This window comes from Microbispora sp. KK1-11 (genome assembly GCF_006874435.1).
GTDB classification, from domain to species: domain Bacteria; phylum Actinomycetota; class Actinomycetes; order Streptosporangiales; family Streptosporangiaceae; genus Microbispora; species Microbispora catharanthi.
On the sequence record NZ_VIRJ01000001.1, the window covers coordinates 142605 to 165252 of the forward strand.

A 22648-nucleotide genomic window follows, 5' to 3' on the forward strand; every position below is an offset into this window, starting at 1 on the left:
AAACCCGCGTGTTGTCGCATTGGACGCATAGGGGCAGGAAGCGCACAGTCATTGGGGTGACCGCTGTTCTTGAGACTTCTGTCGTGGAAGGACACCTGCCGGGGACGGCCGGATACCGGCGCGTCGTCGTCGCGCTGTTCGCCGCCGGGGTGGCGACCTTCGCGCTGCTGTACAGCACCCAGGCGATCCTGCCCGAACTCGCCGCGCAGTTCGGGGTCTCCACCGCGGAGAGCACGCTGAGCGTGTCGCTCACCACGCTCGGGCTCGGGCTCGCGCTGCTGGTGGCCGGGCCCCTGTCCGACGTCGTCGGGCGCACCCGGCTGATCCACCTGTCGCTGACGGCGTCCGCCGTCGTCGCGGCGGCGTGCGCGCTGGCGCCCGGCTGGCCGGCGCTCATGGTCCTGCGGTCGCTCCAGGGCATCACGCTGGCCGGGCTCCCCGCGGTGGCCACCGCCTACCTGCGCGAGGAACTGCACCCGTCCACGCACGCCCGCGCCGCCGGTCTGTACGTCGGCGGCACGGCGCTGGGCGGGATGGCCGGCCGCCTCCTGACCGGCGCCGTCGCCCAGGCCGCCGGCTGGCGCTGGGCCCTCGCCGCGGCCGCCGTGCTCGGCCTGCTGTGCGCCCTTACCGTACGCGTGCTGCTCCCGGCCTCCCGGCGCTTCACCGCGGCCCCCGCGAGCGTCCGTGCCCTGCTCCGCGGGAGCCTGCGCGCGGTGTCGGACCGCGGGCTGCTCGCGCTCTACGGCATCGGCGGCTGCTCGATGGGAGCCCTGGTCGCGGTGTTCAACACCCTGGGCTTCCGGCTCGCGGGCGCGCCGTTCCACCTCGGCGTCGGAACCGCCGGCCTGATGTTCCTCGTCTATCCCATCGGCTCCGTCAGCTCCGCGGTGTTCGGCCGGCTGGCGGACGGCTACGGGCGCCGGACCGTGACGCCGCTAGGGTGCCTGCTGGCCGTCGTCGGCGCGCTGGTCACGCTGCCGTCCTCACTGCCGGTCGTGGTCATCGGACTCGCGCTCCTCACGGCGGGGTTCTTCGCCGTCCACGGAGTGGCCAGCGGATGGGTCCCGGCCCGGGCGTACGCGGGCGGAGTGTCCACAGGCCAGGCGGCGTCGCTCTACCTGTTCACCTACTACCTCGGGTCGTCCGTCTTCGGCAGCCTCGCGGGCCGCGCCTGGACGGACGCAGGCTGGCCGGGCGTGGTCGCCCTCGCCGTGCTCCTGCTCGCCGCCACCGGCGCTCTCACCCTCCTGCTGCGCAGGACGCCCGCCCTCGCATCGGATAGAACACCAGGGTGACCTCCGACAGTGCGCTCGACCCCGCGACGATGACCGACCTCTGGGACCGGCGGTGGCCCGAGTGCCCGCCGTTCGCCCACCGGCTTCGCGACCACTATCCGGATCTGCGCTGGCTCTATCACCCTTACGACGGGGGCGCCGACGTGATCGCGCCCACACGCACGGAACGCGATGCTCTGAAGGAGCGGCATCGGGACTGGTTGTCCGCGCACCCCTTGGGCCTGTAGCTGTCACGGCTGCCGTGGGCTCCGCAACCATGCCGGCTGGGGCGCTCGCTCTCAGGTCGGATCGTGCCGGCCGGATCTCGTCGTCACCCCGGCCCGCGACTCAGGCGGAGGTCGCCTCCGAAGGCTTCCGCGATCACGCGTCCCGTCTCGAAGACGAACTCCGCCTCCACCCATCGGGCCGGATCCTCGGCGTCGAATCCCTTGGTCACGCGGACAAGCCGCTCGCCGACATGTCGTACGAAGGGCACCTCGGCGGGAGCGGGCACGATGTCCACCCGGCTGCCGAGCTCCTCCATCGCGTAGCTCTCTTCCGGCTCGTCCGGCGTGATCCGCAGAGCCCAGTCGGCGGTGTCACGGACCACGACGGTCGTCGTCTCCAGACGGAGCCACACGTGCAGGAGTTCGGGGGCGTCGGACCTGTGGGTGAACAGGGCCGCGGTGACCGAGACCAGACGCAGGCCCTCCAGATCGGAAAGTTCCATCACCGTGCAGGTGCCCCAATGCGCGTACTCATCCCCGCGATCCTCGTCCCACTCTCGCCGGAAGTACCGCACTCCATCGGCCGGCCGGCTTTTGGACATGTTGGGGGTCGTAGACCACCAGAGAGTATTCATGGGCGAGGGCCACGACATTTGTGAGCCTCTGTGGGTCGCTGCCATAGAGGAAGGTCAGCGATACGAAGTACGCACCGAGATCCTCCCGCCCCCATGGCAGACGCCGGCCCAGATCCGGAGCCCAGGGGGAGATGCTGTCCGCGAGGTCTGGCCAGCGTCGCAATACCTCGGCTCGGAACAGGAGTACGTCCGGACTGGCGTCTACGCCCTGTACGTCTTCGTCGGCCAGGCGGTCGCAGACCTCGCTTGCCTCGCCGGACGCGGACTTCCAGAAATACAGGTCATAGGCCACGAAATCATCATCCCAACCTCGCAGCCACTCCGCAGCGGCAGCGAGCGGGGGACCCGGTTGAGATGTCGGGCCACGGTGGCCGGAACCGTGGCCCGCCGCCTCACCCGTCTTCTCGCGGTCTCACGCGGTCATGCTCGGCTACCAGCCGCTTCGGCGCCTGCTGGCGCCATGCCTCTTCCACGAGACTCCTGACGCGTTCCGCCGGGACCCTGCCGAGCTCGACCTGCAGCCCGAGGAAGCTCTTCCTGGCATCCGGGCGGCGTACGGCCTTGTAGGCGGCTGGATCGGCCTGCGACGCGTCGGCGGCCTGCTGCTCGGCGACGCAGAACACCGCGGTCGTCTCGTCCCTGCCCATGCCGAGGAAGGTCCGGCCCCGGACCTTGAAGACGGGAACGTGGAACCGGAAGTGACTGACCTCTTCGACCTCGGGCAGTGCCGTTGCCCAGCGCCGGATGTCGTCCGTAGTGGTCACGAAGGGACTATATCCAGGTGCCCCCGCGGCAGTTCGTCCCGCAGGGCCGCGGTGACCGCGACCAGACGCCGGCCTTCACATCGGCACGATCCATCCCCGCACCGGTCGTCCGTCCGCGATCGGTCGGGGTCCTTCGGCGGACGCAAATCGCGCCGGCATCGCGGATGGTAGACCTCCTGGCCGTCGCCATGACGGCGGCGCGGGATTGGACTTGCCGGTCCAATTCTTACCTCGCACAGTGGCAGTGCCGCGCGGGTGACCTTCCTGTGCGGGCACAGGCGGACGAGGATGACAGGAGCACGTGATGAGCGGACGGCTGCAAGGCAAGCGGGCGCTGGTGACCGGATCGACGAGCAACATCGGGCGGGCGATCGCGGAGGCGTTCTCGGCCGAGGGCGCGCACGTGATCGTGTCCGGCCGCAGCGCCGAGCGGGGTGGGAGAGTCGTCGACGGCATCCGCGCACGTGGTGGCCGGGCCGACTTCGTGAAGGCGGATCTGGACGGAAGCGCCGAGGCCTCGTACGCCCTGGCGCGGGAGGCGATGTCCGTTCTCGGCGGGGGCATCGACATCCTGGTGAACAACGCCGGGATCTACCCCGGCGACAGCACGGCGGACACCGACGAGAAGACCTTCGACCAGGTCTACGCCGTCAACGTGAAGGCGCCGTTCTTCCTGACCGCCGCGATCGCTCCGGCCATGGCCGAGGCCGGCGGCGGGGCGATCATCAACCTGGGCTCGTGGATCGCGCGCCTGGGCATTCCCATGGGCGCGCTCTACAGCTCCACCAAGGGCGCGGTGGAGACCCTCACGCGCGCCTGGGCCGCCGAATTCGGTCCTCGCGGCGTGCGCGTGAACGCGATCTCTCCGGGCGTGATTCTGGAGCCCACGCCGGGAACGCCGCACCCGGGCGAGGTCATGATGAACGGCACCCCGGCAGGGGGCATGGGCGAGCCGTATGCCGTCGCGTATGCCGCGGTCTACCTCGCCAGTGAGGAGGCCGCGTTCGTCCACGGCATCGTGCTGGACGTGGACGGCGGCCGTACGACCACGGCCGTCATCGCCGGATGACGCGGCGCATCGCCACGCCCGCCTTCACGGTGTGCGCCGTGACGGCGGGCGTGCTGCCCGGTCAGGCCCGCCTTGAGCGGGTGATGCGGAAAGCCTGCGGCAAGGTGCGGGACCTTCCCACGGGCTTTCCGTGAGCCAGCCGGAAACCGCGCAATGAACGAGCATGTCACCGCGCGGTCGCCGGTCACAGGTTGTAGATCTGATCCGTCCCAATGACTGACCTGTAGCGACCGCCCAGCTCATACGCTGAGCTGGGCTTTCAGTGTTCGCCGATTCTCATCGTTTCGCAGCGCTTTTCGCGCTCATGTGCCCTGGAGTTCGAAGCTGATCCAATTGAGGGTCGTAGCAGTTCAACCCGAGCCGTGTGGCGATCTCAACTGCAAAGGCGGAGGCTTCCTCGGCCCGGCTCCATGACATCGGAAAATACATATACGGCCCCCTCGCCCCGCCGATCAGCGGCGCTGCGGACCATGGAGTGTTGTCGTCTTCGTCAAGCTCAGGCCACTGTTGCAGGAGCATGTTCACAAACTCAACGATCAACGGGGTTGGTGGTATCTCCTCGTCCGTATCGACGTACTGCTCGTACAGCGCATGATGGATCTCCGCAGCTTCCCGATCATTCGAAGGACGCTTACCGTCCCAAACAGCAAGGTCGTAGCTCATATTGAATGATCTCAGAATCGCTCGTGGGACGGATAGTCCAAGCGGATCGCTGTCCTGATCTCTCGTCTGCCGTCGACCCGTCGCGAAGTGGCAGCGGGCCGGGGACAGAGCACCGACGACAACGGCGCGCAGGTCGGTCCCTGGAAGCTTGAGCGCGCAATGCGGAAAGCCCGCGGCAAGGTGCAGGACCTTCCCACGGGCTTCCGATTCCACGACTTGCGGCACTACCTCACGTCGCTGCTGATCTCCTCGGGCGCTGACGTCAAGGTCGTTCAGGCCCTTCTCAGGCATCGATGCGGTGCTCGCCGCTCGGGCGGGACTGAGGCAGAACCAGGCGGAAACCGCGCGATGAACATGCATGTCACCGCGCGGTCGCCGATCACACGTCGTAGTAGAGCTCGAACTCGTGCGGGTGCGGGCGGAGACGGATCGGGTCGACCTCGTTCTCGCGCTTGTAGGAGATCCAGGTCTCGATGAGGTCCGGCGTGAACACGCCGCCCTCCAGCAGGTAGTCGTGGTCGGCCTCGAGCGCGTCGAGCACCTTCTCCAGCGAGCCCGGCACCTGCGGGATGTTGCGGGCCTCCTCCGGCGGCAGCTCGTACAGGTCCTTGTCGACCGGCTCCGGCGGCTCGATCTTGTTGCGGATGCCGTCGATGCCGGCCATGAGCATGGCGGCGAAGGCGAAGTACGGGTTGCAGGACGGGTCCGGCACGCGGAACTCGATGCGCTTGGCCTTCGGGTTCGAGCCCGTGATCGGGATGCGGACGCAGGCCGAGCGGTTGCGCTGCGAGTAGACCAGGTTGACCGGGGCCTCGTAGCCGGGCACCAGGCGGTGGTAGGAGTTCACCGTCGGGTTGGTGAAGGCCAGCAGCGACGGGGCGTGCTTGAGCAGGCCGCCGATGTAGTAGCGCGCCATGTCCGACAGACCGGCGTAGCCGACCTCGTCGTAGAACAGCGGCTCGCCGTCCTTCCAGAGGGACTGGTGGCAGTGCATGCCGGAGCCGTTGTCACCGAAGATCGGCTTGGGCATGAACGTGACCGTACGGCCCGCCTGGATGGCCGTGCTCTTGATGATGTACTTGTACAGCATCAGCTTGTCGGCCGTCTCGAGCAGCGTGCCGAACCTGAAGTCGATCTCCGCCTGGCCGGCGGTGCCCACCTCGTGGTGCTGCATCTCGGTCTCGATGCCGGCCTCGATGAGGTTGCGCACCATCTGCGACCGCAGGTCGGTGAAGTGGTCCATCGGCGGGACCGGGAAGTAGCCGCCCTTGTAGCGGGGCTTGTAACCCAGGTTGCCGCCCTCGGAGGCCTTGCCGGTGTTCCAGGCGCCCTCGATGGAGTCGATGTAGTAGTAGCCGGCGTTCTGCCTCGTCTCGAAGCGGACGTCGTCGAAGATGTAGAACTCGGCCTCGGGGCCGAAGAACACGGTGTCCGCGATGCCGGTGCCCTTGAGGTACTCCTCGGCCTTGCGCGCGACGTTGCGCGGGTCGCGGCTGTAGGCCTCGCCGGTCAGCGGGTCGTGCACGAAGAAGTTGATGTTCAGCGTCTTGTGCTGACGGAACGGGTCGAGCACGGCCGTGGACGGGTCGGGCAGCAGGAGCATGTCCGACTCGTGGATGGCCTGGAACCCGCGGATCGACGAGCCGTCGAACATGAGGCCGTCGGTGAAGACGTTCGGGCCGAAGTTCTCGGACGGGAAGGTGAAGTGGTGCGTCGTCCCCGGCAGGTCCGTGAACCTGACGTCAACGAACTGCACACCCTCGTCCCGGATGAACTTGAGGACGTCATCGGCGGAGTTGAACACTCTCGAACCTCCCAGGGGCATGGGCTAGCAACCCGAAAATAGGCCGATGCCGTTTCCGCCCCATGTCTCGATTGTTTCGCGCGTGTTAAGGGAAAGCGCTACCCGGGCGGTCGTGGCGATAACGTCGGCCCGCCGTTCCCCAGGCTCCATCGTACGGCCTTCTCGCAGGTCAGGTGCCCAACGCGGCCGGACAACGCGGCCCGCCGGAAACGCCTGAGGCGCGGTCGTAGGGGTCGACGGGCTCGCCGGAGGGCCTCGCTCCCTGCGGGTCGCCGGGGAATCGCGGGTGGACGAATCCGTTATCCGGAGCGCAATTCGCACCGAAGAGGGCGGATCTGTCCGTGGCCAGCCAGACGACGAGTTTCCCGTCCTCCCGGTAGGCGGAGAACTCGCTCCTGTGGTGCTCGACGACCCTCGTCACGATCAGGGGCGCGCCGGGGCGGCTGACCGGGTGGACGAACAGATAGTCCGTCTCGATCGTGACGCCTCCGCCGGCCCTTTCGGAGATCGTCGTCTCGCCGGAGACCTTCACGACGTCCCCGACCGGCTCGGCCGCCTCCGGGGCGAGGCTGAACAGCCACGACCGGGTGCCTGAGGGGCCGCTGTCGTCCAGGTGGCGCAGGAACGTCTCGCGCTGCCGGGGATGCAGCAGGCGGGCGAACTCCTCCGGGCGCCCGCCCCGCACGGTGGCCGGGTCGAGGTGCGCGGCCGACAGCAGCCGCCGTACGCGCTGCAGGGCCTGACCGACATCCTTCTCCGTGAGCCCGCCGAGCGCGCGGGCCGCGGGCATGGCCAGCCCCTGCTCCCCGTCGGCGTAATCGACGGCGGGAGTGCCGGCGAACGGACCGGTGGACGGCGCCGGGACGGGGCCGTGGTCGAACAGGCCCTCCTCGCCGTCGGGGATCGGCGTCAGCACGGGCCCGGGCCGGGCGACCACGGGGCCGGAGATCATCAGGTCCTCGCCGCCGGCGGCCGGGCGGACGATGCCGAGCCTCTCCATGACGTCGGGCCGCAGGACGACGACGAGCCCCACGAGCGCGACCAGGCCGGCGATCACCAGCAGCACGGCCGGGCGGCGCCGCCGTCCCTGCGGTGGCGCGGACGATCCGGCCGCCGCGGTCATCCGCCGGATCTCGTTCTCGTCGAACTGCGCGACCAGCGCCTCGAAGCGCGCGTCGATGTCATCGGGGTCCGCCGGCCGCACGGTTCCCTCCAAAGCGCTCAGGTCGGAAACGATTCACGATACCGGGATTTAATGCCGTAAGCCTGCTCATGATGTACGGCATCGCGGCCGGACGCCAGACCGGAGACCCTCCCCGTTACGCTGGGAAACCATGAGTGACCGGCAGCCGCGTTGGACGCAGACCTGGATGGGTGGCCCGCGGGCCGCCGGGGTGGACCTGGGCTATCCGGGGCAGCGCCTCGGCCTGCCCGAGCAGGGCGCAGGGGCGGTCGCGGGGTGGGGGCGCAGGATCGGCGCCGTCGTCGTCGACTGGCTGCTGTGCACCTGGGCCATCGCCGGGGGCCTGCTGCGCTTCCAGGGCAACGACGTCGGCGCGGTCGGCCTCGGGATCTTCGCGGTGGAGTACGTCCTGCTGGTCGGCACGATCGGCATGACGCTGGGGATGCGCCTGTTCGGCATCCGCGTGGCCGGGCTCGACGGCGGGCGGCCGTCCTTCCCCGGCGTGCTGGTGCGCACGCTGCTGCTGTGCCTCGCCGTGCCCGCGCTCATCTGGGACCGCGACCGGCGCGGCCTGCACGACCGCGCGGGCGGCACGGTGGTCGTCAACCTCTGACCCGCAGGGGCGGCCGCGGCCACGGCGCTGCTGTTCGGCTCCGGCGTGCTGGGCGCGTTCTTCGACAACATCCCCTACGTCGCGACGATGGTGCCCGTCGTCGAGGAGATGGCCGCCCCCGCCGCGTCCTACGACCGGGGCCTGACGCACTGGAAGATCGCCGTACCGGGGAGCAGGCGGCCGCGCAGCGGGCTCCAGCCGCCCCACGCGCGGTCGTGGCCCGGCGGCCACTCCGGCTCGGTCAGGCCGGTCAGGACGAGGCCGGAGGCGGCGATCAGGCCCACCCAGTCGCCCATCGTCCGGTGGTGCTCCACGTACGACGGCTCGCCGTCATCGCCGAACTCGACGTACGGCGACCGGTCGAAGTAGGGCCGGTCGGCGGTCAGGCCGCGCGGGCCCGGATCGTCGGGGAAGGCCCACCGCACGGGGTGGCTGACGGAGAACACGAACCGGCCGCCCGGCCGCAGCACCCGGCGCAGCTCGGCCAGCACCGCCCCGGCGTCCGCGACGAACGGCAGCGCCCCGTAGGCCGAGCACGCGAGGTCGAACGACTCGTCCGCGAACGGCAGCGTCTCGGCGTCGGCCTGGACGACGGGCAGCCGCACCCCGGCGGACATGTCGATCCGCCGGGAGTGCTGCAACTGCCGGAAGGACAGGTCGACGCCGACGACCGTCGCGCCCTGCCCCAGCAGCCACCGGCCGCACTGGCCGGCGCCGCATCCGATCTCCAATATCCGGCGCCCCGCCACGTCGCCGAGCAGCCGGGCCTCGGCCTCGTCGAGGCCCTCCGGGCACCACACGAAGCCGTCGTCGCGCAGGAAGCCGCCGTGCTCGGCCTGGTACTCGTCGGCCGCGCCGTCCCACCAGCCCCGGTTGGCCCGTGAGGTCTGCGACCGGGAGACCGGCCGCCTTCCGACACCCACCCTGTCGTCTTCCGATCGGGTCAGCGCATCTTGGGGCCGCGCGGCATCCGGGCGCCCTTGGGGATGGGGCCCTTCGGCATCGGGATGGCCGGGGTGAGGGCGCGCATCCGGTTGTTGACCTCGGACACCGCGCCCTTCTTCAGGTTGCGGGGCAGCTTCATCATGTGCCGCTGGAGCTTGGCCAACGGGATCTGGCCCTCCGCGTCACCGCACTGGACGTCGTACACGGGCACGTCGACCGCGACGCGCTGCACGCGCTTCTTCTCCGCGACGAGCATGCGCTGCACCCGGTTCGGCGGGCCCTCGGACACCAGGATGACCCCCGGAAATCCGACGACCCGGAAGACGAGGTCCTGGTCGCGGTTGACCGCGACCGGCTTCTCCTCGACATACCAGGTGCCGCGCAGGCTCTGCAGGATCGCGTACGTCGCGCCCGGCTGACCGTGGAGCATCGAGTACTGCGCCTTCTGCGCCAAGCGGCTGAAGACGACCATCCCGACCAGCACGGCGGCGAAGACGCCGAACACGATCCACGTCCAGCCGAAGATCACGCCGATGACGACGAACAGGACGAGCGTGCCCAGAGCCGACGCGTAGACGATCGGCATCCCCTTGGGGTTCGCCTGCTGAATGATCTGTGCGACCATCCGGAGTTGCTTGAGGCGACCCGGAGCCGCTGCGTCTTTCGCCATGGTCTGAAGGATACAAACGCCGAGCTGACTTAATGAAAACGAGACTCGCCCACGCGGGCGGCGATCGCCTGCTGGTACAGGCGGCCGGCCCGGTAGGACGAGCGCACCAGCGGCCCGGACATGACGCCGGCGAAGCCGATCTCCTCGGCCTCCCGCTGGAGCTCCACGAACTCCTCGGGCTTGACCCACCGGTCCACCGGGTGGTGGCGCGGGGTGGGGCGCAGGTACTGCGTGATGGTCACCAGGTCGCATCCGGCCTCGTGGAGGTCGCGCAGCGCCTGGGTGATCTCCTCGCGCTCCTCGCCCATGCCGAGGATGAGGTTCGACTTGGTGACCAGCCCCGCCTCGCGGGCCATGCCGATGACCGCCAGCGAGCGCTCGTAGCGGAACGCGGGCCGGATCCGCTTGAAGATCCGGGGCACGGTCTCGATGTTGTGCGCGAAGACCTCCGGCCTGCTGGAGAAGACCTCTTCGAGCTGGCCGCGGTCGCCGTTGAAGTCCGGCACCAGCAGTTCGACGCCGCAGCCGGGCACCATCTCGTGGATCTGCCGGGCGGTCTCCGCGTACAGCCAGGAGCCGCCGTCGGGCAGGTCGTCACGGGCGACGCCGGTCACCGTGGCGTAACGCAGGCCCATCTGGTGCACCGACTCGGCGACGCGGCGCGGCTCGTCCCTGTCGTACTCGGCCGGCTTGCCGGTGTCGATCTGGCAGAAGTCGCAGCGCCGGGTGCACTGGTCGCCGCCGATGAGGAAGGTGGCCTCGCGGTCCTCCCAGCATTCGGAGATGTTGGGACAGCCCGCCTCCTGGCACACGGTGTGCAGCCCCGCACCCTTCACCAACGACTTGATCTCGTTGAAGTTGGGGCCATTGCGCAGCCGCGTCTTGATCCACGGCGGCTTCTTCTCGATGGGGGTCTGGCTGTTGCGCACCTCCAGGCGGAGGAGCTTTCGGCCTTCAGGAGCGACGGTCATGCGACTTCCTTCGCAGCACTCCGCGGCAACGGTCCGCGGGCCCGGGGTCCGAGCGGGAGCACGCGGCCCTGCGCCGTACGCGGGCCTGCGTGCCTGTCGGAACGCTCGTTCACGAGCCCAGCTTATTACCTGCTTTCAGGTGATCCGGGACAGCTCCCGGACCGTACGCGCGAGGTGGCGCGACAGCTCGGCGTCGATCCGGTCGGACTCGCCGGAGCCGAGGCCCACCGAGCCCTCCTCGACGCCGGCCGATTCGAGGAGGACGGCCCGCAGCGCCGTCGGCGGCTCCGCCTGCCAGGCGGCCTGTCCGGCGAGGGAGTCCTCCCGGCGCGCGGCCACCAGGCCGGGGTCGGTCTCCCTGGAGAACACGGCGCGGCGGATCTCCTCGGGCGTCTCCCCGCGCCTGGCCGCGGCCATCACGGGGGTGAGGCGGCTTTCCGCCATGGTGAGCGCGTCGGCGTACTCGACGACGGCCCGCGACGAGACGGCGCGGGCCGCGACCTGGTCGGCGTAGTAGACGGCGTGCTGCGACTGGGCGGAGACGAGCCGCCGCAGCGCGAGCTCGGCGAGGAACAACGGCCACACCAGCACCCAGCCGGTGACCTTGCCGATCGCCTGCGACGCCATCCTGCCCCCAGGAACGGTGCTGTGCCCGTTCAGCACGGGGTCGCCGAAGTCGCGGTAGCGGTCCACCCGCATGCCCATCAGGGCGTGCCGCCACTCTCCCGTGGTGGCGAGCGCGGACGGCACGAGCAGGCCCCGGCCGGGGTCGCCGCTGACGTCGCGCGCGAGCTCCGCTCCGAGCATGCCCGCCCGCTCGCGCGGCGTCAGCGTGAGCAGCAGCGGAAGGCCGACGAGCAGCACGGGCCGCCGCCGTATCCCGGTCCGCAGGTGGGCGCACCGGAAGAGCCGGTCGTGCAGGTGGATCGCGGCCGGGGGCGCGGCGCCGACGGCCCCGGCGATCCGGTCGGCGGCCTCGAACAGGGTGGGCGCCTCGGCCCTGGTGACCTCCTCGGCGCCGTCCGGGAGCCGGACCGTGCGGGGCCTGGTCAGGATCGCGATGGCGGCGAGCACGCCGCCGAACAGCCAGCCGAGCACGTTGCCGTGCCAGTCGACGACGATGAGGACGCCGGCGGCCAGGATGGCCGCGGTCACCGCGTGGACGACGGCCGACAGGGCGAAGGAGACCAGCCTGGCGGCCGTCCGGCCTGGCCTGTCCAGTCGCCGGCCGCGGAGCCGGAGGAACCGCCTCCTGGCGTCACGCGGGAGCAGATCGGTACGGACCTCGCCGGGGGGTGAGGAGAGGTTCATGCCGCGAGTATGTCCGAGGCCGTCCCGCCGGGCGAGATCCGAGAAAAGTGCAGTCGATTGCAACTTTGCAGTAGAGTTCAGCAATGGCCGAGGGACTGCGGGAGCGCAAGAAGCGGCGGACCCGGCAGCGCATCGCCGAGGTGGCGGTCGGGCTGTTCGTGGAGCGCGGATTCGACAACGTCACGATGGCCGAGGTCGCGCAGGCCGCCGAGGTGTCGGTGAACACCGTCTACAACTACTTCCAGGCCAAGGAGGACCTCGTGCTCCCGCCCGAGGAGGCGTCGCCCCTGAGGCTGGCCGACATCGTGCGGGAGCGGCCGCCGGGCCAGTCGGCGGCCGTCGCGGTGCTGGAGCGCCTGCGCCGGGAGATACACGGACGCGAACGCACGGTCGGGCTGAGCGCGGGATTCGGACGTGTGCTGGAGATGATGCGGGCCGCCCCCACGCTGACCGCCCGGCTGGAGGACCTCGGCCGCCGGATGACCGACGCGCTGGCGCTCGCGCTGGCCGAGGAGACCGGCGCGGACCCCGGCGATCCGCTGCCGCGCGTGGTCGCCTGGCACATCGGCTGCCTCCACTCGCTGGTGTACGCCGAGATCGGGCGGCGAACGACGGCGGGGGAGAGCCAGGACGCCATCGCGGCCGCCGTGCTGGAGTTGCTCGACGTCGCCGAGAGCCTCCTGGGCGAGCGGATCCGCGCCTATGCCGTACGAGAGGGACGACCGTGTTCAGAGTGACGATCAGAGGAAAGTTCAAGGGGCTCGACGACGCCGGCCGGGCCGCCGTGACGGCGGCGGGCGGCGCGGCCTACACCGAGGGCGGCACGTTCACCAACGACGCGAGCGTGTCCGCCTTCACCTTCCGCTGCCAGGTGCCCGCGGGGCCGGACGACGGCGAGGACGAGGCCGCGCTGGGAGCGATGGCCGCGCTGGACGCGCACGGGCACCCGTACGAGATCCTGCGGGTCGCGGTGACCGACATGCGCCAGATCAAGATCCGCAGGAAGGGCCGCGGCGCGTAGCCGTCAGGCGAGATCCTCCTCGTACAGGTCGTACGGCTCCTCGCCGAGCGCCTCGGCGAGGCGCTTGCCGGCGAACGGGATGACCTCGTCGACCATGATCCGCCGGCCGGTCTCGGCCGCCAGCGACGTGACCCCGGCGTCGTCACCGGCGATGCGGGTGTACCAGCTCAGGTCGTTGACGCAGTTGAGCGCGAAGCCGTGCATGGTGACCCCGCCGGAGACCCGGATGCCGATCGTGCCGAGCCTGCGGTCGGGCAGCCCGTGCGCGGGGTCGCCGGGCACCCACACCCCGCCGCGGCCCTCGACCCGCCGGGCCGTCAGCCCGAAGTCGGCGCAGACCTGGATCAGGACCTCTTCCAGCAACCGGATGTAGGAGACCACGTCGCCGATGCGGATGATCGGGTAGCAGACGAGCTGCCCCGGGCCATGCCAGGTGATCTTCCCGCCCCGGTCGACGTCGATGACCGGCGTGCCGTCGACCGGCCGCTCGTGCGGCAGCGTCCGCTTGCCCGCCGTGTAGACGGGGGCGTGCTCCAGCATGAGGCACAGGTCGGAGATCTCGTCGGCCGCCCGCCGGGCGTGCAGCCGCCGCTGCAGGGTCCACGCCTGCTCGTACGGTACGTCGACGCCCAGGCGGACGATGGCCACGCCCTTCACGTTCCCATCGCCCTTCAGCACGTTCACAGAGTAGAGGTCAGCAGCCGGGGCTCGATACGCAGCTCCTTGACCGCGGGCCCGTCCCGCTCGATCCGGTAGGCGTACCCCTCGGGGTCGGTGGTCACGGCCTGGATGAACTCCGTGCCCACGTAGTGCAGCGCTACGCCCTCGTCGGCGGCGTAGCCCTCGGGCAGCTCGCCCGACGCGACCGACTCGTGCAGCAGCGCCCGCCGCTGCGGGTCGGAGTTGTAGTGGACGCCGCAGGAGTAGGGGAGCAGGCCCAGGCCCTCGGCCCAGGGCCGCAGCCTCGGCCCGAACGAGTCGGTGTTGCCGCCCACGTGCCAGCACAGCGCGCCGGCGCTCTGCCCGGACAGCACGATCCCCGCCCGCCACGCCTCGGCGAACGCCTCGTCCAGGCCGTGCAGCCGCCACAGCGCGGCGAGGTTGGCGACGCTGCCGCCGCTCACGTAGATCGCGTCCTGCTCCAGGATCCACTCGCGGGGGTCCTCGACGTTCGGCATCGGGAAGACCGTCAGGTGGCTCACCTCGACGTCCCAGCGGGCGAACGCGCCGTACATCTTGAGCAGCCAGTCGGCGTCGTCGCCGGTGGCCGTGGCGAGCAGGCCGAGCTTGGGCCGGTCCTGACCGGTCAGGTCGAGGACGTAACGCAGCAGGGCGGTCGGCTCGATGAACCCGTATCGCTCCGTCTGCCGGAACGACCCGCCTCCGATGGCGACGATGTGCGACTGCCCGATGCGGCTCATGCCCACCACTCCCGTTCCCGGATCGAATGACTCTTTAGAGTACGGCGGCCAGCGCCTCGCCGACGGTGGGATGGGCGAACCGATGACCCGCGTCGAGCAGCCGCCGGGGGAGCACCCGCTGACCGGCGAGCAGGGCCTCCTCCGCGAACTCCCCGAGCGCCAGGCGCAGCGCGAGACGCGGGGCCGGCAGCGGCATCGTCGGGCGCCGCAGCGCCTTCGCGAGCGCGGCGGTGTACTCGGCGTTGGTCACCGGCTCGGGAGCCGTGAGGTTCACGGGCCCGGCCAGCTCGTGCGCGAGCAGGAAGCGGACCGCGTCCACCCAGTCGGGCAGCGAGATCCACGAGACGTACTGCCTGCCGCTGCCGAGCACGGCGCCCGCGCCCATCTTGAAGATCGGCAGCATCCGGGCGAGCGCGCCGCCCCGGCCGCTGAGCACGAGACCGGTGCGCAGCGGCGTCACCCGCACGCCCGCCTCCTCCGCGGGTGCGGTGGCGGCCTCCCAGCCGCGCACCAGATCGGCCAGGAAGCCCGTGCCCGGCGGCGCGGACTCGTCCACCGCGCGATCCCCGGTGTCGCCGTAGAACCCGATCGCGGAGGCGGACAGCAGCACCCGCGGCCCGCCATCGGCGCGGGCCAGCGCCTCCGCGAGGGCGCGCGTGCCGCTGACCCGGCTTTCCACCAGCTCCCGCTTGTACGCCTCGGACCACCGCCGGTCGCCGATCCCGGCGCCGGCCAGGTGGACGACGGCGTCCGCGCCCTCCAGCGCCCCGGGGTCGAGCACGCCGCCCGCAGGGTCCCAGAAGCGCTCGTCGGGCCCGGCGGGCGCGCGCCGTACCAGGCGGCGCACCTCGTGCCCGTCGGCGCGCAGCGCCCGCACCAGAGCCGTCCCGAGCAGTCCGGAGGAGCCCGTCACCACTGTCGTCATCGTCTCCACGCACCGATCACTACCCGGAAACGAAGGGGGCCGCCCCGCGAAGCGCGGGACGGCCCCAGTGTCGTCCGGGTCGTACGGCTCGCGCCGGCCCCGGGCGTACGGCTACGCCAGGCCGAGCTGGGCCTCGAAGCGGCCCTCCTCGAGACGGTGCTTGACCGTCGTGAGGAAGCGGGCCGCGTCGGCGCCGTCGACCAGGCGGTGGTCGTAGCTGAGCGCGAGGTACACCATCGAGCGGACCGCGATGACCTCGCCCTCCGGGGTGTCCACGACGACCGGGCGCTTGACGACCGCGCCGGTGCCCAGCATGCCGACCTGCGGCTGGTTGAGGATCGGCGTGTCGAACAGCGCGCCCCGGCTGCCGGTGTTGGTCAGCGTGAACGTGCCGCCGGTGATCTCGTCCGGGCTCACCTTGTTGGTGCGGGTGCGCTCGGCGAGGTCGGCGATCTTACGGGCGAGCCCGGCGATGTTGAGGTCGCCCGCGTTCTTGATCACCGGGACGAGCAGGCCGCGCTCGGTGTCGGTCGCGAAACCGAGGTGCTCGACGTCGAAGTAGGTGACCTCGTTCGTCTCGCTGTTGATCGTGGCGTTCAGCTTCGGGTGCTGCTTGAGCGCCTCGACCGCGGCCAACGCGAAGAACGGCATGAACGACAGCTTCACGCCCTCGCGCCGCTGGAACTCGTCCTTGGCCCGGTTGCGGAGCTGCGCGATGCGGGTGACGTCGACCTCGACCACGGTGGTGAGCTGGGCCGAGACCTGCAGCGACTCCACCATGCGCTTGGCGATGGTCTGCCGCAGGCGCGACATCTTCTCCGTACGGCCGCGCAGCGTGGTGTCCACCCGCACCTCCGACGCGGCGGGCGCGGCGGCGGCCGGGGCGGCGAGAGCCTGGGCCGGGGCGGACGCCGCCTGCGGGGCCGCGGGAGCGGCGGCAGCGGCGGCGGCCTGCTCGCGCTGGACGCGGGCGGCCTCGATCACGTCCTGCTTGCGGATCCGGCCGCCGACGCCGGTGCCGGTCAGCGCGTCGAGGTCGACGCCGTGCTCGGCGGCGAGCTTGCGGACCAGCGGCGTGACGTACGGGCTCTCGCCGGACGTGGGCAGCGGGGTCGGCTCGCTCGGCTGCGCGGCCGGGGCGGGCGCCTGTGCCTGCGGCTGCGGAGCCGGAGCCTGCGGGGCCGGGGCGGGCGCGGGCGCCGGGGGCACCGGCTGCGGCGTCACCACGGACGGCGCGGGCTGCGGGATCGACGAGATCGGCGCGGCGGGCTCGGGCGCCGCCGCCTGCGGCGGGGCCGGAGCGGGCTCAGGCTCGGGCTCGGGCTGCGGAGCGGGAGCCGGCGCCGCCGGCTCGGCGGCGGCCGGGGCGGCGCCCGCCTCGGAGTCGATCAGGGCGAGCTCGGCGCCGACCTCGACCGTCTCGTCCTCGGCAACGATGATCTTGGTCAGGTAGCCGGCGGACGGCGAAGGGATCTCGGTGTCGACCTTGTCGGTGGACACCTCGAGGAGCGGCTCGTCGGCCTCGACGCGGTCGCCTTCCTTCTTCAGCCAGCGGGTGACGGTGCCCTCGGTAACGCTCTCGCCGAGCTGGGGCATGGTTACGGAGACCGGCATGGTGTGTCTTCTCTCGCGTTCGCTAGGAGGGCTTCAGTTGTGGACGTGCAGCGGCTTGCCGGCCAGGGCCAGCATGGCCTCGCCGAGGGCCTCGGACTGGGTCGGGTGCGGGTGGATGAGCTGGGCGACGTCGGTGGCCGTGGCCTCCCAGTTGAAGATCAGCTGAGCCTCCGCGATCAGCTCGCCCACCCGGCTGCCGACCATGTGGACGCCGAGCACCCGGCCGTCGCGCTCGGCGACGACCTTGACCTCGCCCTGGGTCTGCAGGATCTTGCTCCTGCCGTTGCCCGCGAGGTTGTAGTTCAGCTCGACGACGTCGTGACCGCGCTCGCGGGCGACCGACGTGGCGATGCCCACCGACGCGACCTCGGGCTCGGAGTAGGTGATGCGCGGCACGCCGTCGTAGTCGATCGGCACCGGGTTCAGCCCGGCGATGTGCTCGGCGACCAGGATGCCCTCGGCGAAGCCGACGTGGGCGAGCTGCAGCGTGGGGATCAGGTCGCCCACGGCGTACACGCCCGGCACGCTGGTCTGGCAGAACTCGTCGACGAGCACGTAGCCGCGCTCCATGGTGACGCCGTTCTCCTCGTAGCCGAGGCCGGCCGAGACCGGGCCGCGGCCGACGGCGACGAGCATGATCTCGGCGTCGAGGGTCTTGCCGTTCTCCAGGGAGACGACGACCCCGGTGTCGGTGGTCTTGACGCTCTCGAACCGGGCGCCCAGCTCGTACTTGATGCCACGGCGGCGGAAGGCGCGCTCCAGCAGCTTGGAGCTGGACTCGTCCTCCAGCGGCAGCAGGTGCGGCAGCGCCTCGACGATCGTGACCTCGGCGCCGAACGAGCGCCACACGCTGGCGAACTCGACGCCGATGACGCCGCCGCCCAGGATGACGACCGAGGACGGGATCCGGTCGAGGACCAGCGCGTGGTCGCTGCTGATCACCTTCTCGCCGTCGATGTCGAGGCCGGGCAGCGACTTCGGCACCGAGCCGGTCGCCAGCACGACGTTGCGGCCCTCGTAGACCTGGTCGCCGACCACGACGCGGTTGGGACCCGCCAGGCGGCCCTCGCCCTCGACCACGGTGATCTTCTTGCTCTTGATGAGCCCGGCCAGGCCCTTGTAGAGGCCCCCGATCACCTTGTCCTTGTACGCGTGGACGCCGGGGACGTCGATGCCCTCCAGCCGGGTGCGGACGCCGAACGACTCGCCCTCGCGGGCCTGGTCGGCGAGCTCGGCCGCGTGCAGCAGCGCCTTGGTGGGGATGCAGCCGCGGTGCAGGCAGGTGCCCCCGACCTTGTCCTTCTCGATGAGGACGACGTTCATGCCGAGCTCGGCCGCCCGCAGGGCACAGGCGTAACCACCGCTACCGCCACCTAGGACGACGATGTCGTAGGGGCCGCTGCCATCAGCCACTGGAATGCTCCTTGGTCGTATTCGCACCGCCGGGTGGACCCGGCAGCATCTTTTCACTTGTCCAGGAAGATCGTGGCCCCGGCCCGGGCCCGCGCGGGCACGCCGCGGCGGAGCCGTCTTCCTTCTTCGAACAGCCCGCGAAGGCTCTTTCTGTTAAACAGCCTGCGTGGACGTGCCGTTCCCCGCGTAGCGCTCGGCGACGGCGACGAGCGTGCGGGTCAGCGCGCCGGTGCCGCCCTTGGGCGTGTAGCCGTGCGGCTCGCCCTTGTTGAACGCCGGCCCGGCCATGTCCACGTGCGCCCAGCGGACGCCGGCGGGGACGAACTCCCGCAGGAAGATGCCCGCGGCGAGCATGCTGCCCCACCGCTCCGGCTGGAGGTTGGCGATGTCGGCGACCGCGGAGTCGAGCCCCTTGCGCAGCTCGGCGGGCAGCGGCATGCCCCAGGCGCCCTCGCCCTGCTCGCCGGCGATGCGGACGATCTCCTCGCGCAGGGCGTCGTCGTTGGCCATCACGCCGGCCGTGCGCCACCCGAGCGCCACGATCTGGGCACCGGTCAGGGTGGCGACGTCGATGATCACGTCGGGCTCGTCCTCGGTGGCACGGGCGATGCCGTCGATCAGCACCAGGCGGCCCTCGGCGTCGGTGTCGAGCACCTCGACGGTCTTGCCGCTGTAGGTGTGCAGGACGTCGGAGGGGCGCTGGGCGCTGCCCGAGGGCATGTTCTCGGCGAGGCAGAGGTAGCCGACCGCGTTGACCCGCAGGCCCAGCCGGGCGATCGCGACGAGGGCGCCGAACACGGCTCCCGCCCCGCCCATGTCCGACTTCATCCAGTCCATGGAGGCGGAGGGCTTGAGGGACAGGCCGCCGGAGTCGAAGGTGATGCCCTTGCCGACGAACGCGACCTTCCGGGTGGCCTCGGGGTGGCTGTAGGCGACGCGGACCAGGCGCGGCGGATTGACCGAGCCCTGGCCGACGCCGATGATGCCGCCGTAGCCGTCCTCCTTGAGCCTGACCTCGTCGAGCACCTCGACCGACAGGCCGGCCTCGCCGCCGGTCTCCTGGGCGATCTCGGCGAAGCGCGCGGGCCACAGGTCCGACGGCGGCGTGTTCACCAGGTCGCGGACGAGGGTGACGGAGTCGGCGAGCGTCGCCGCGTGCGCGACGGCCTCCTCGGCCCCGGCCGCGCCGGACAGGACGGTCAGCTCGCCGACCGGCTGCCTGCGGTCACCGCCGGTGCGGTAGCGCGTGAAGTCGTAGGCGCCCAGCAGGCCGCCCAGCGCCACGGCCTCCGCTTCGGCGGCCGTACGGGCGGGCAGAGCGAGCGCGGCGGACGCCGTGCCTGCGAGTGAGCGGACGGCCGCTCCGGCCGCGCGGCGCAGGGTTTCCAGGTCGTAGCCGTCCTCGGCGCCCTCCTGCGGCGCGTCGCCGAGGCCCACGGCGACGGCGACGGGCGCTGGCAGCGCCCCGAGGGTCGGGATCTTGACGACCTCTTCGGCCTTGCCGGTGAACCCCATTGTGGTGAGGATCTCGGCGAGTCGTCCGTCCAGGGCCTGGTCGAGGCCTTCGCCTCCGGGAGCCGGGCGTGGACCCTCCGGGGTCGTGTGGACGCCGATTATGAGAGCACTGGTCTCGATGGAGACCGCGTCAGATGCGTTTATGCGCACTGTGGTCACGTGAGCCGATGCTAGCTGGGCTTACTCGGCTACGCATAAACGAGGGTTCATCCTACCTATCGGTAATCTTGATGATGCCAATGAAACTAGCACCATCGCGATCTTTCGGGCGTATGGTGCTAATGTCGATAGCATCATGTTGCTCACGCTCGATCTCAACGATCCGCGGCCCCTGCACGAACAGGTGGCCGCCGCCATAAGGCGCGCGATCGGGGCCGGGGACGTCGCGCCCGGTGATCGGCTGCCGCCGGCCCGCGACCTGGCCCACGCGCTGGGCGTCAACGCGAACACCGTGCTGCGCGCGCTGCGCGACCTGCGGGACGAGGGCCTGCTGGAGTTCCGCCGCGGGCGCGGGGTGTCCGTGCTGCGGCGGCCGGACGGCCGCGAGGCGCTCGGGACGCGTGCGCGCGACCTGCTCGACGAGGCCGCCAGGTATGGCCTCACCGCCGACGACGTCGTCGCTCTCATCAAGGACCTCAGCGAGGAAATGGCATGACCGACCCGCAGGACACCTCCGTAACCGGCTTCCGCACCCGGTTCCTGCTGGCCTCCGCGGCCTGGGCCGTGCTGGTCGCCGCCGTGCTCGTGGCGGTGCCGCTGGCCTTCGCCGATCGCCTGCCCGACCCGCTGGCCACCCACTGGGGGCCGTCCGGGCGGCCCGACGGCTCCATGCCGTTCCCGGCCTTCGTGCTCCTTCCGGTCGTGCTGTGGGCCGTCGTCGCGGGGGTCGGCGCAGGGGTCGGGGCGCGGGCCCGCACGCTGGTCCGCCGTACGCCGCGCGCCTGGTACTGCGCCGGGCTGGCCTGGGCGGGGGGGCTCATGGTCGTCACGCAGGCCTTCACGATCGCCGCCAACCTCGACCGCGGCCACTGGACCCGCGCCGCGAGCATGAGCTGGCAGGTCGTGGTGATCGTCGCCGCGCCGATCGCGCTCGGGGCGCTGGGCCGGCTCGCCGGCCTGTGCGGCCCGGACGTTCCCCCGGCGCCACCGCGGACGCGACCGCGGATCGACCTCGACCCGGGGAAGCGGCCGGTGTGGGTCTCCACCACCACCGCGCCGTGGGCGGCCTGGCTGGCGATCGTGGCGCTCGCCGCCGCGGTGGCGCTCGCGGGGACGGCCCTGTCCGGCCTGTTCCCCGGCGGCTGGCGCGCCGTGGTGCCGCTCGCCGTCGTGGGCGTGGTCGGAACGGTGCTGTCGTCGGTCTCGGTGCGGGTCGTCCCCGAAGCGCTGACCGTGTCGGTCGGCCCGCTGCGGTGGCCCTCGCGCAGGGTGCGGCTGGAACGCGTCGAGCGGGCGTGGGTGGAGGAGCGGTATCCGGCCCAGGTGGGTGGATGGGGCTACCGCGGCCTTCCGGGACGGGCCACGATCATGATCCGCGGCGGCGAGTGCCTGGTCGTGCGGTACACCTCCGGCGGGCGGCTCGCCATCAGCGTGGACGACGCCGAGGCCGGCGCCGCCCTGCTCAACGCCCTCATCGCCCGGCGGCACCCCTCCCTCGGAAGGTGACGACCGTGATCCGGCGCAATGCAGACGTCTGGCTCTTCCTCCTTGTCGCGTTCGGGGCCTCGTGGCTGATCGCGCTGCCCGTCTGGCTGGGGGCCGTACGGCTCGGCACGCCGGCCTTCGCGCTGGTCGGGGGCCTGATGATGCTGACGCCCTCCCTCGGCGTACTGGCCGTGTGGCTCACCCGGCGGCGCGGCACGCCGCTGAGGGAATGGGCGCGGGCGACCGGGCTCACGCTCGGACCGGACCGGGGCGGGACGGCCGCGCTCCTGGTGGCGGCGCTGCTCGGCGTGCCGCTTCTCGTGGCCGTCGCCCTCCTGGTCAGCGCCGCCGCCGGCGTGGTGAGCCTCGACTTCGCCGGGCTGAGCCTGTTCCGCGCGCAACTGGGCGCGGCCCTCGGCAAGGTGCCGCTGGACCCGCGGGTCCTCTACGCCGTGCAGGCCGTGCAGGCCGTGCTGATCGCCCCGTTCCTCAACGCGATCCCCGCGCTCGGGGAGGAGTGGGGCTGGCGGGGCTGGCTGCTGCCGCGCCTGCTCGGCGACCCGGCCGTCTCGTCCGCGCCGGGACCCCGCCGTGTATGGCCCGCGATGGTGCTGTCCGGCGTGATCTGGGGGCTCTGGCACGCTCCGCTCACGCTGAAGGGCTACAACTACCCGGCGCTCGGCGCCTGGGCGGCGGCGCTGTTCGTCGGCTTCTGCGTCATATTCGGGGCGCTGCTCGGCTGGATGCGGCTGCGCTCGCGCAGCGTGTGGCCCGCGGTCATCGCACACGGCTCGTTGAACGCGTTGGCGGGCCTGGCGCTGCTCCTCGGCGACGCGGCCGCCCCGCCGAACGCGGCGCTCGCCGGCATCACCGGGGTCGTCGGCTGGATGCTGCTCGCGGCCGCCGTCCTCGTCGTCTACCGGCTGCGTCCCGTCACCGCGCCGCGCTGAGTGCTCACGAGCG

At 71.5% G+C, this 22648-nt stretch carries 26 protein-coding genes; 11 read left to right on the forward strand and 15 right to left on the reverse strand.

What is annotated here, in order from left to right:
- The first annotated feature begins 56 nt into the window (after nt 1-56).
- A complete protein-coding gene (locus tag FLW16_RS00635) occupies nt 57-1298 on the forward strand; it encodes an MFS transporter (protein WP_221890829.1) in 1242 nt (413 codons plus the stop codon).
- Nucleotides 1295-1525, forward strand: a complete 231-nt coding sequence (locus tag FLW16_RS00640; protein WP_221890830.1) for a hypothetical protein — start codon at nt 1295-1297, stop codon at nt 1523-1525. Before FLW16_RS00635 ends, FLW16_RS00640 begins: the two co-directional genes overlap by 4 nt.
- An 83-nt stretch (nt 1526-1608) precedes the next feature.
- Here FLW16_RS00640 and FLW16_RS00645 read toward each other — a convergent pair whose 3' ends face one another.
- Together FLW16_RS00645 and FLW16_RS00650 are read right to left on the reverse strand one after the other, a co-directional pair.
- Nucleotides 1609-2106, reverse strand: a complete 498-nt coding sequence (locus tag FLW16_RS00645) for a hypothetical protein (protein ID WP_260614727.1) — start codon at nt 2104-2106, stop codon at nt 1609-1611.
- Between the two features lie 425 nt (nt 2107-2531).
- Nucleotides 2532-2903, reverse strand: coding sequence for an MmcQ/YjbR family DNA-binding protein (locus FLW16_RS00650; RefSeq protein ID WP_142556516.1), 372 nt, complete (start codon nt 2901-2903; stop codon nt 2532-2534).
- 304 nt (nt 2904-3207) lie between these two features.
- On the opposite strand from FLW16_RS00650, the gene FLW16_RS00655 reads away from it, so the two are divergent.
- Nucleotides 3208-3972, forward strand: a complete 765-nt coding sequence (locus FLW16_RS00655) for an SDR family NAD(P)-dependent oxidoreductase (RefSeq protein ID WP_142556517.1) — start codon at nt 3208-3210, stop codon at nt 3970-3972.
- Nucleotides 3969-4106 carry a hypothetical protein gene (locus tag FLW16_RS43300; RefSeq protein WP_185949189.1) on the forward strand — a complete coding sequence of 46 codons (138 nt, stop codon included), beginning with the start codon at nt 3969-3971 and terminating at the stop codon, nt 4104-4106. Before FLW16_RS00655 ends, FLW16_RS43300 begins: the two co-directional genes overlap by 4 nt.
- Nucleotides 4107-4248: 142 nt before the next feature.
- On the opposite strand, the gene FLW16_RS44885 is transcribed toward FLW16_RS43300, so the two are convergent.
- Nucleotides 4249-4926: a hypothetical protein gene (locus FLW16_RS44885; RefSeq protein ID WP_260614728.1), complete on the reverse strand. Its 678-nt coding sequence runs from the start codon at nt 4924-4926 to the stop codon at nt 4249-4251.
- On the opposite strand from FLW16_RS44885, the gene FLW16_RS46090 reads away from it, so the two are divergent.
- Nucleotides 4816-5112: a hypothetical protein gene (locus tag FLW16_RS46090; RefSeq protein WP_396684864.1), complete on the forward strand. Its 297-nt coding sequence runs from the start codon at nt 4816-4818 to the stop codon at nt 5110-5112. The genes FLW16_RS44885 and FLW16_RS46090 overlap by 111 nt on opposite strands.
- Here the strand turns inward: FLW16_RS46090 and glnA are convergent.
- Both glnA and FLW16_RS00675 read right to left on the reverse strand, forming a co-directional pair.
- Nucleotides 5015-6439, reverse strand: a complete 1425-nt coding sequence (glnA, locus tag FLW16_RS00670) for a type I glutamate--ammonia ligase (RefSeq protein WP_142556519.1) — start codon at nt 6437-6439, stop codon at nt 5015-5017. The two genes, FLW16_RS46090 and glnA, sit on opposite strands and share 98 nt — an antisense overlap.
- A gap of 169 nt (nt 6440-6608) precedes the next feature.
- Nucleotides 6609-7643 carry a hypothetical protein gene (locus tag FLW16_RS00675; protein ID WP_142556520.1) on the reverse strand — a complete coding sequence of 345 codons (1035 nt, stop codon included), beginning with the start codon at nt 7641-7643 and terminating at the stop codon, nt 6609-6611.
- Between the two features lie 130 nt (nt 7644-7773).
- Between FLW16_RS00675 and FLW16_RS00680 the strand changes: the two genes are divergently transcribed.
- Nucleotides 7774-8235 (forward strand): RDD family protein, encoded by a 462-nt coding sequence (locus tag FLW16_RS00680; protein ID WP_142556521.1) that lies wholly within the window; start codon nt 7774-7776, stop codon nt 8233-8235.
- A 128-nt stretch (nt 8236-8363) separates the two neighbouring features.
- Here FLW16_RS00680 and FLW16_RS00685 read toward each other — a convergent pair whose 3' ends face one another.
- The 4 genes from FLW16_RS00685 to FLW16_RS00700 form a co-directional block, all read right to left on the reverse strand.
- A complete protein-coding gene (locus FLW16_RS00685) occupies nt 8364-9158 on the reverse strand; it encodes a class I SAM-dependent methyltransferase (protein ID WP_142556522.1) in 795 nt (264 codons plus the stop codon).
- Between the two features lie 20 nt (nt 9159-9178).
- On the reverse strand, nt 9179-9850 hold the full coding sequence (locus FLW16_RS00690; RefSeq protein ID WP_142556523.1) for a DUF4191 domain-containing protein: 672 nt from the start codon (nt 9848-9850) through the stop codon (nt 9179-9181).
- Between the two features lie 29 nt (nt 9851-9879).
- Nucleotides 9880-10821: a lipoyl synthase gene (gene lipA, locus FLW16_RS00695; protein WP_139578173.1), complete on the reverse strand. Its 942-nt coding sequence runs from the start codon at nt 10819-10821 to the stop codon at nt 9880-9882.
- A 135-nt stretch (nt 10822-10956) separates the two neighbouring features.
- The gene (locus FLW16_RS00700; RefSeq protein WP_142556524.1) at nt 10957-12132 is read right to left on the reverse strand and encodes a hypothetical protein; all 1176 of its coding nucleotides are present in this window, start codon (nt 12130-12132) and stop codon (nt 10957-10959) included.
- An 83-nt stretch (nt 12133-12215) separates the two neighbouring features.
- Between FLW16_RS00700 and FLW16_RS00705 the strand changes: the two genes are divergently transcribed.
- The gene (locus FLW16_RS00705; RefSeq protein WP_142556525.1) at nt 12216-12869 is read left to right on the forward strand and encodes a TetR/AcrR family transcriptional regulator; all 654 of its coding nucleotides are present in this window, start codon (nt 12216-12218) and stop codon (nt 12867-12869) included.
- Nucleotides 12866-13153: a DUF6204 family protein gene (locus tag FLW16_RS00710; RefSeq protein WP_260614729.1), complete on the forward strand. Its 288-nt coding sequence runs from the start codon at nt 12866-12868 to the stop codon at nt 13151-13153. Before FLW16_RS00705 ends, FLW16_RS00710 begins: the two co-directional genes overlap by 4 nt.
- Before the next feature lie 3 nt (nt 13154-13156).
- On the opposite strand, the gene lipB is transcribed toward FLW16_RS00710, so the two are convergent.
- The 6 genes from lipB to FLW16_RS00740 all read right to left on the reverse strand — a co-directional run bounded on the left by lipB (nt 13157) and on the right by FLW16_RS00740 (nt 20200).
- Nucleotides 13157-13831, reverse strand: coding sequence for a lipoyl(octanoyl) transferase LipB (lipB, locus tag FLW16_RS00715; protein WP_260614730.1), 675 nt, complete (start codon nt 13829-13831; stop codon nt 13157-13159).
- 2 nt (nt 13832-13833) lie between these two features.
- Complete coding sequence (locus FLW16_RS00720; RefSeq protein ID WP_142556527.1) at nt 13834-14574, reverse strand: peptidase E; 741 nt, start codon at nt 14572-14574, stop codon at nt 13834-13836.
- Between the two features lie 34 nt (nt 14575-14608).
- A complete protein-coding gene (locus FLW16_RS00725; RefSeq protein ID WP_142556528.1) occupies nt 14609-15499 on the reverse strand; it encodes a TIGR01777 family oxidoreductase in 891 nt (296 codons plus the stop codon).
- 111 nt (nt 15500-15610) lie between these two features.
- Nucleotides 15611-17113 carry a 2-oxoglutarate dehydrogenase, E2 component, dihydrolipoamide succinyltransferase gene (sucB, locus tag FLW16_RS00730; RefSeq protein ID WP_142556529.1) on the reverse strand — a complete coding sequence of 501 codons (1503 nt, stop codon included), beginning with the start codon at nt 17111-17113 and terminating at the stop codon, nt 15611-15613.
- Nucleotides 17114-17146: 33 nt separating this feature from the next.
- On the reverse strand, nt 17147-18526 hold the full coding sequence (lpdA, locus tag FLW16_RS00735; protein WP_142556530.1) for a dihydrolipoyl dehydrogenase: 1380 nt from the start codon (nt 18524-18526) through the stop codon (nt 17147-17149).
- Between the two features lie 153 nt (nt 18527-18679).
- Nucleotides 18680-20200 (reverse strand): leucyl aminopeptidase, encoded by a 1521-nt coding sequence (locus FLW16_RS00740; RefSeq protein WP_142556531.1) that lies wholly within the window; start codon nt 20198-20200, stop codon nt 18680-18682.
- Between the two features lie 136 nt (nt 20201-20336).
- Between FLW16_RS00740 and FLW16_RS00745 the strand changes: the two genes are divergently transcribed.
- From FLW16_RS00745 to FLW16_RS00755, 3 genes are read left to right on the forward strand one after another with little or no spacing between them, the layout of a single operon-like run.
- A complete protein-coding gene (locus FLW16_RS00745) occupies nt 20337-20696 on the forward strand; it encodes a GntR family transcriptional regulator (RefSeq protein WP_142556532.1) in 360 nt (119 codons plus the stop codon).
- Nucleotides 20693-21706, forward strand: a complete 1014-nt coding sequence (locus FLW16_RS00750; protein WP_142556534.1) for a DUF1648 domain-containing protein — start codon at nt 20693-20695, stop codon at nt 21704-21706. Before FLW16_RS00745 ends, FLW16_RS00750 begins: the two co-directional genes overlap by 4 nt.
- A gap of 5 nt (nt 21707-21711) precedes the next feature.
- Nucleotides 21712-22635 carry a CPBP family intramembrane glutamic endopeptidase gene (locus tag FLW16_RS00755; protein WP_260614731.1) on the forward strand — a complete coding sequence of 308 codons (924 nt, stop codon included), beginning with the start codon at nt 21712-21714 and terminating at the stop codon, nt 22633-22635.
- Nucleotides 22636-22648: the final 13 nt, after the last annotated feature.

What these genes read in the sequence shown, in the direction of transcription:
- FLW16_RS00750 (WP_142556534.1), top strand. Translation starts at nt 20,693, where the DNA reads ATGACCGACCCGCAGGACACCTCCGTAACCGGCTTCCGCACCCGGTTC.
- FLW16_RS00655 (WP_142556517.1), top strand. Translation starts at nt 3,208, where the DNA reads ATGAGCGGACGGCTGCAAGGCAAGCGGGCGCTGGTGACCGGATCGACG.
- FLW16_RS43300 (WP_185949189.1), top strand. Translation starts at nt 3,969, where the DNA reads ATGACGCGGCGCATCGCCACGCCCGCCTTCACGGTGTGCGCCGTGACG.
- FLW16_RS00725 (WP_142556528.1), bottom strand. Translation starts at nt 15,499, where the DNA reads ATGACGACAGTGGTGACGGGCTCCTCCGGACTGCTCGGGACGGCTCTG.
- lipA (WP_139578173.1), bottom strand. Translation starts at nt 10,821, where the DNA reads ATGACCGTCGCTCCTGAAGGCCGAAAGCTCCTCCGCCTGGAGGTGCGC.
- FLW16_RS00645 (WP_260614727.1), bottom strand. Translation starts at nt 2,106, where the DNA reads ATGTCCAAAAGCCGGCCGGCCGATGGAGTGCGGTACTTCCGGCGAGAG.
- sucB (WP_142556529.1), bottom strand. Translation starts at nt 17,113, where the DNA reads ATGCCGGTCTCCGTAACCATGCCCCAGCTCGGCGAGAGCGTTACCGAG.
- FLW16_RS00680 (WP_142556521.1), top strand. Translation starts at nt 7,774, where the DNA reads ATGAGTGACCGGCAGCCGCGTTGGACGCAGACCTGGATGGGTGGCCCG.
- FLW16_RS00700 (WP_142556524.1), bottom strand. Translation starts at nt 12,132, where the DNA reads ATGAACCTCTCCTCACCCCCCGGCGAGGTCCGTACCGATCTGCTCCCG.
- FLW16_RS00705 (WP_142556525.1), top strand. Translation starts at nt 12,216, where the DNA reads ATGGCCGAGGGACTGCGGGAGCGCAAGAAGCGGCGGACCCGGCAGCGC.
- FLW16_RS00720 (WP_142556527.1), bottom strand. Translation starts at nt 14,574, where the DNA reads ATGAGCCGCATCGGGCAGTCGCACATCGTCGCCATCGGAGGCGGGTCG.
- FLW16_RS00745 (WP_142556532.1), top strand. Translation starts at nt 20,337, where the DNA reads ATGTTGCTCACGCTCGATCTCAACGATCCGCGGCCCCTGCACGAACAG.
- FLW16_RS00690 (WP_142556523.1), bottom strand. Translation starts at nt 9,850, where the DNA reads ATGGCGAAAGACGCAGCGGCTCCGGGTCGCCTCAAGCAACTCCGGATG.
- FLW16_RS44885 (WP_260614728.1), bottom strand. Translation starts at nt 4,926, where the DNA reads ATGCCTGAGAAGGGCCTGAACGACCTTGACGTCAGCGCCCGAGGAGAT.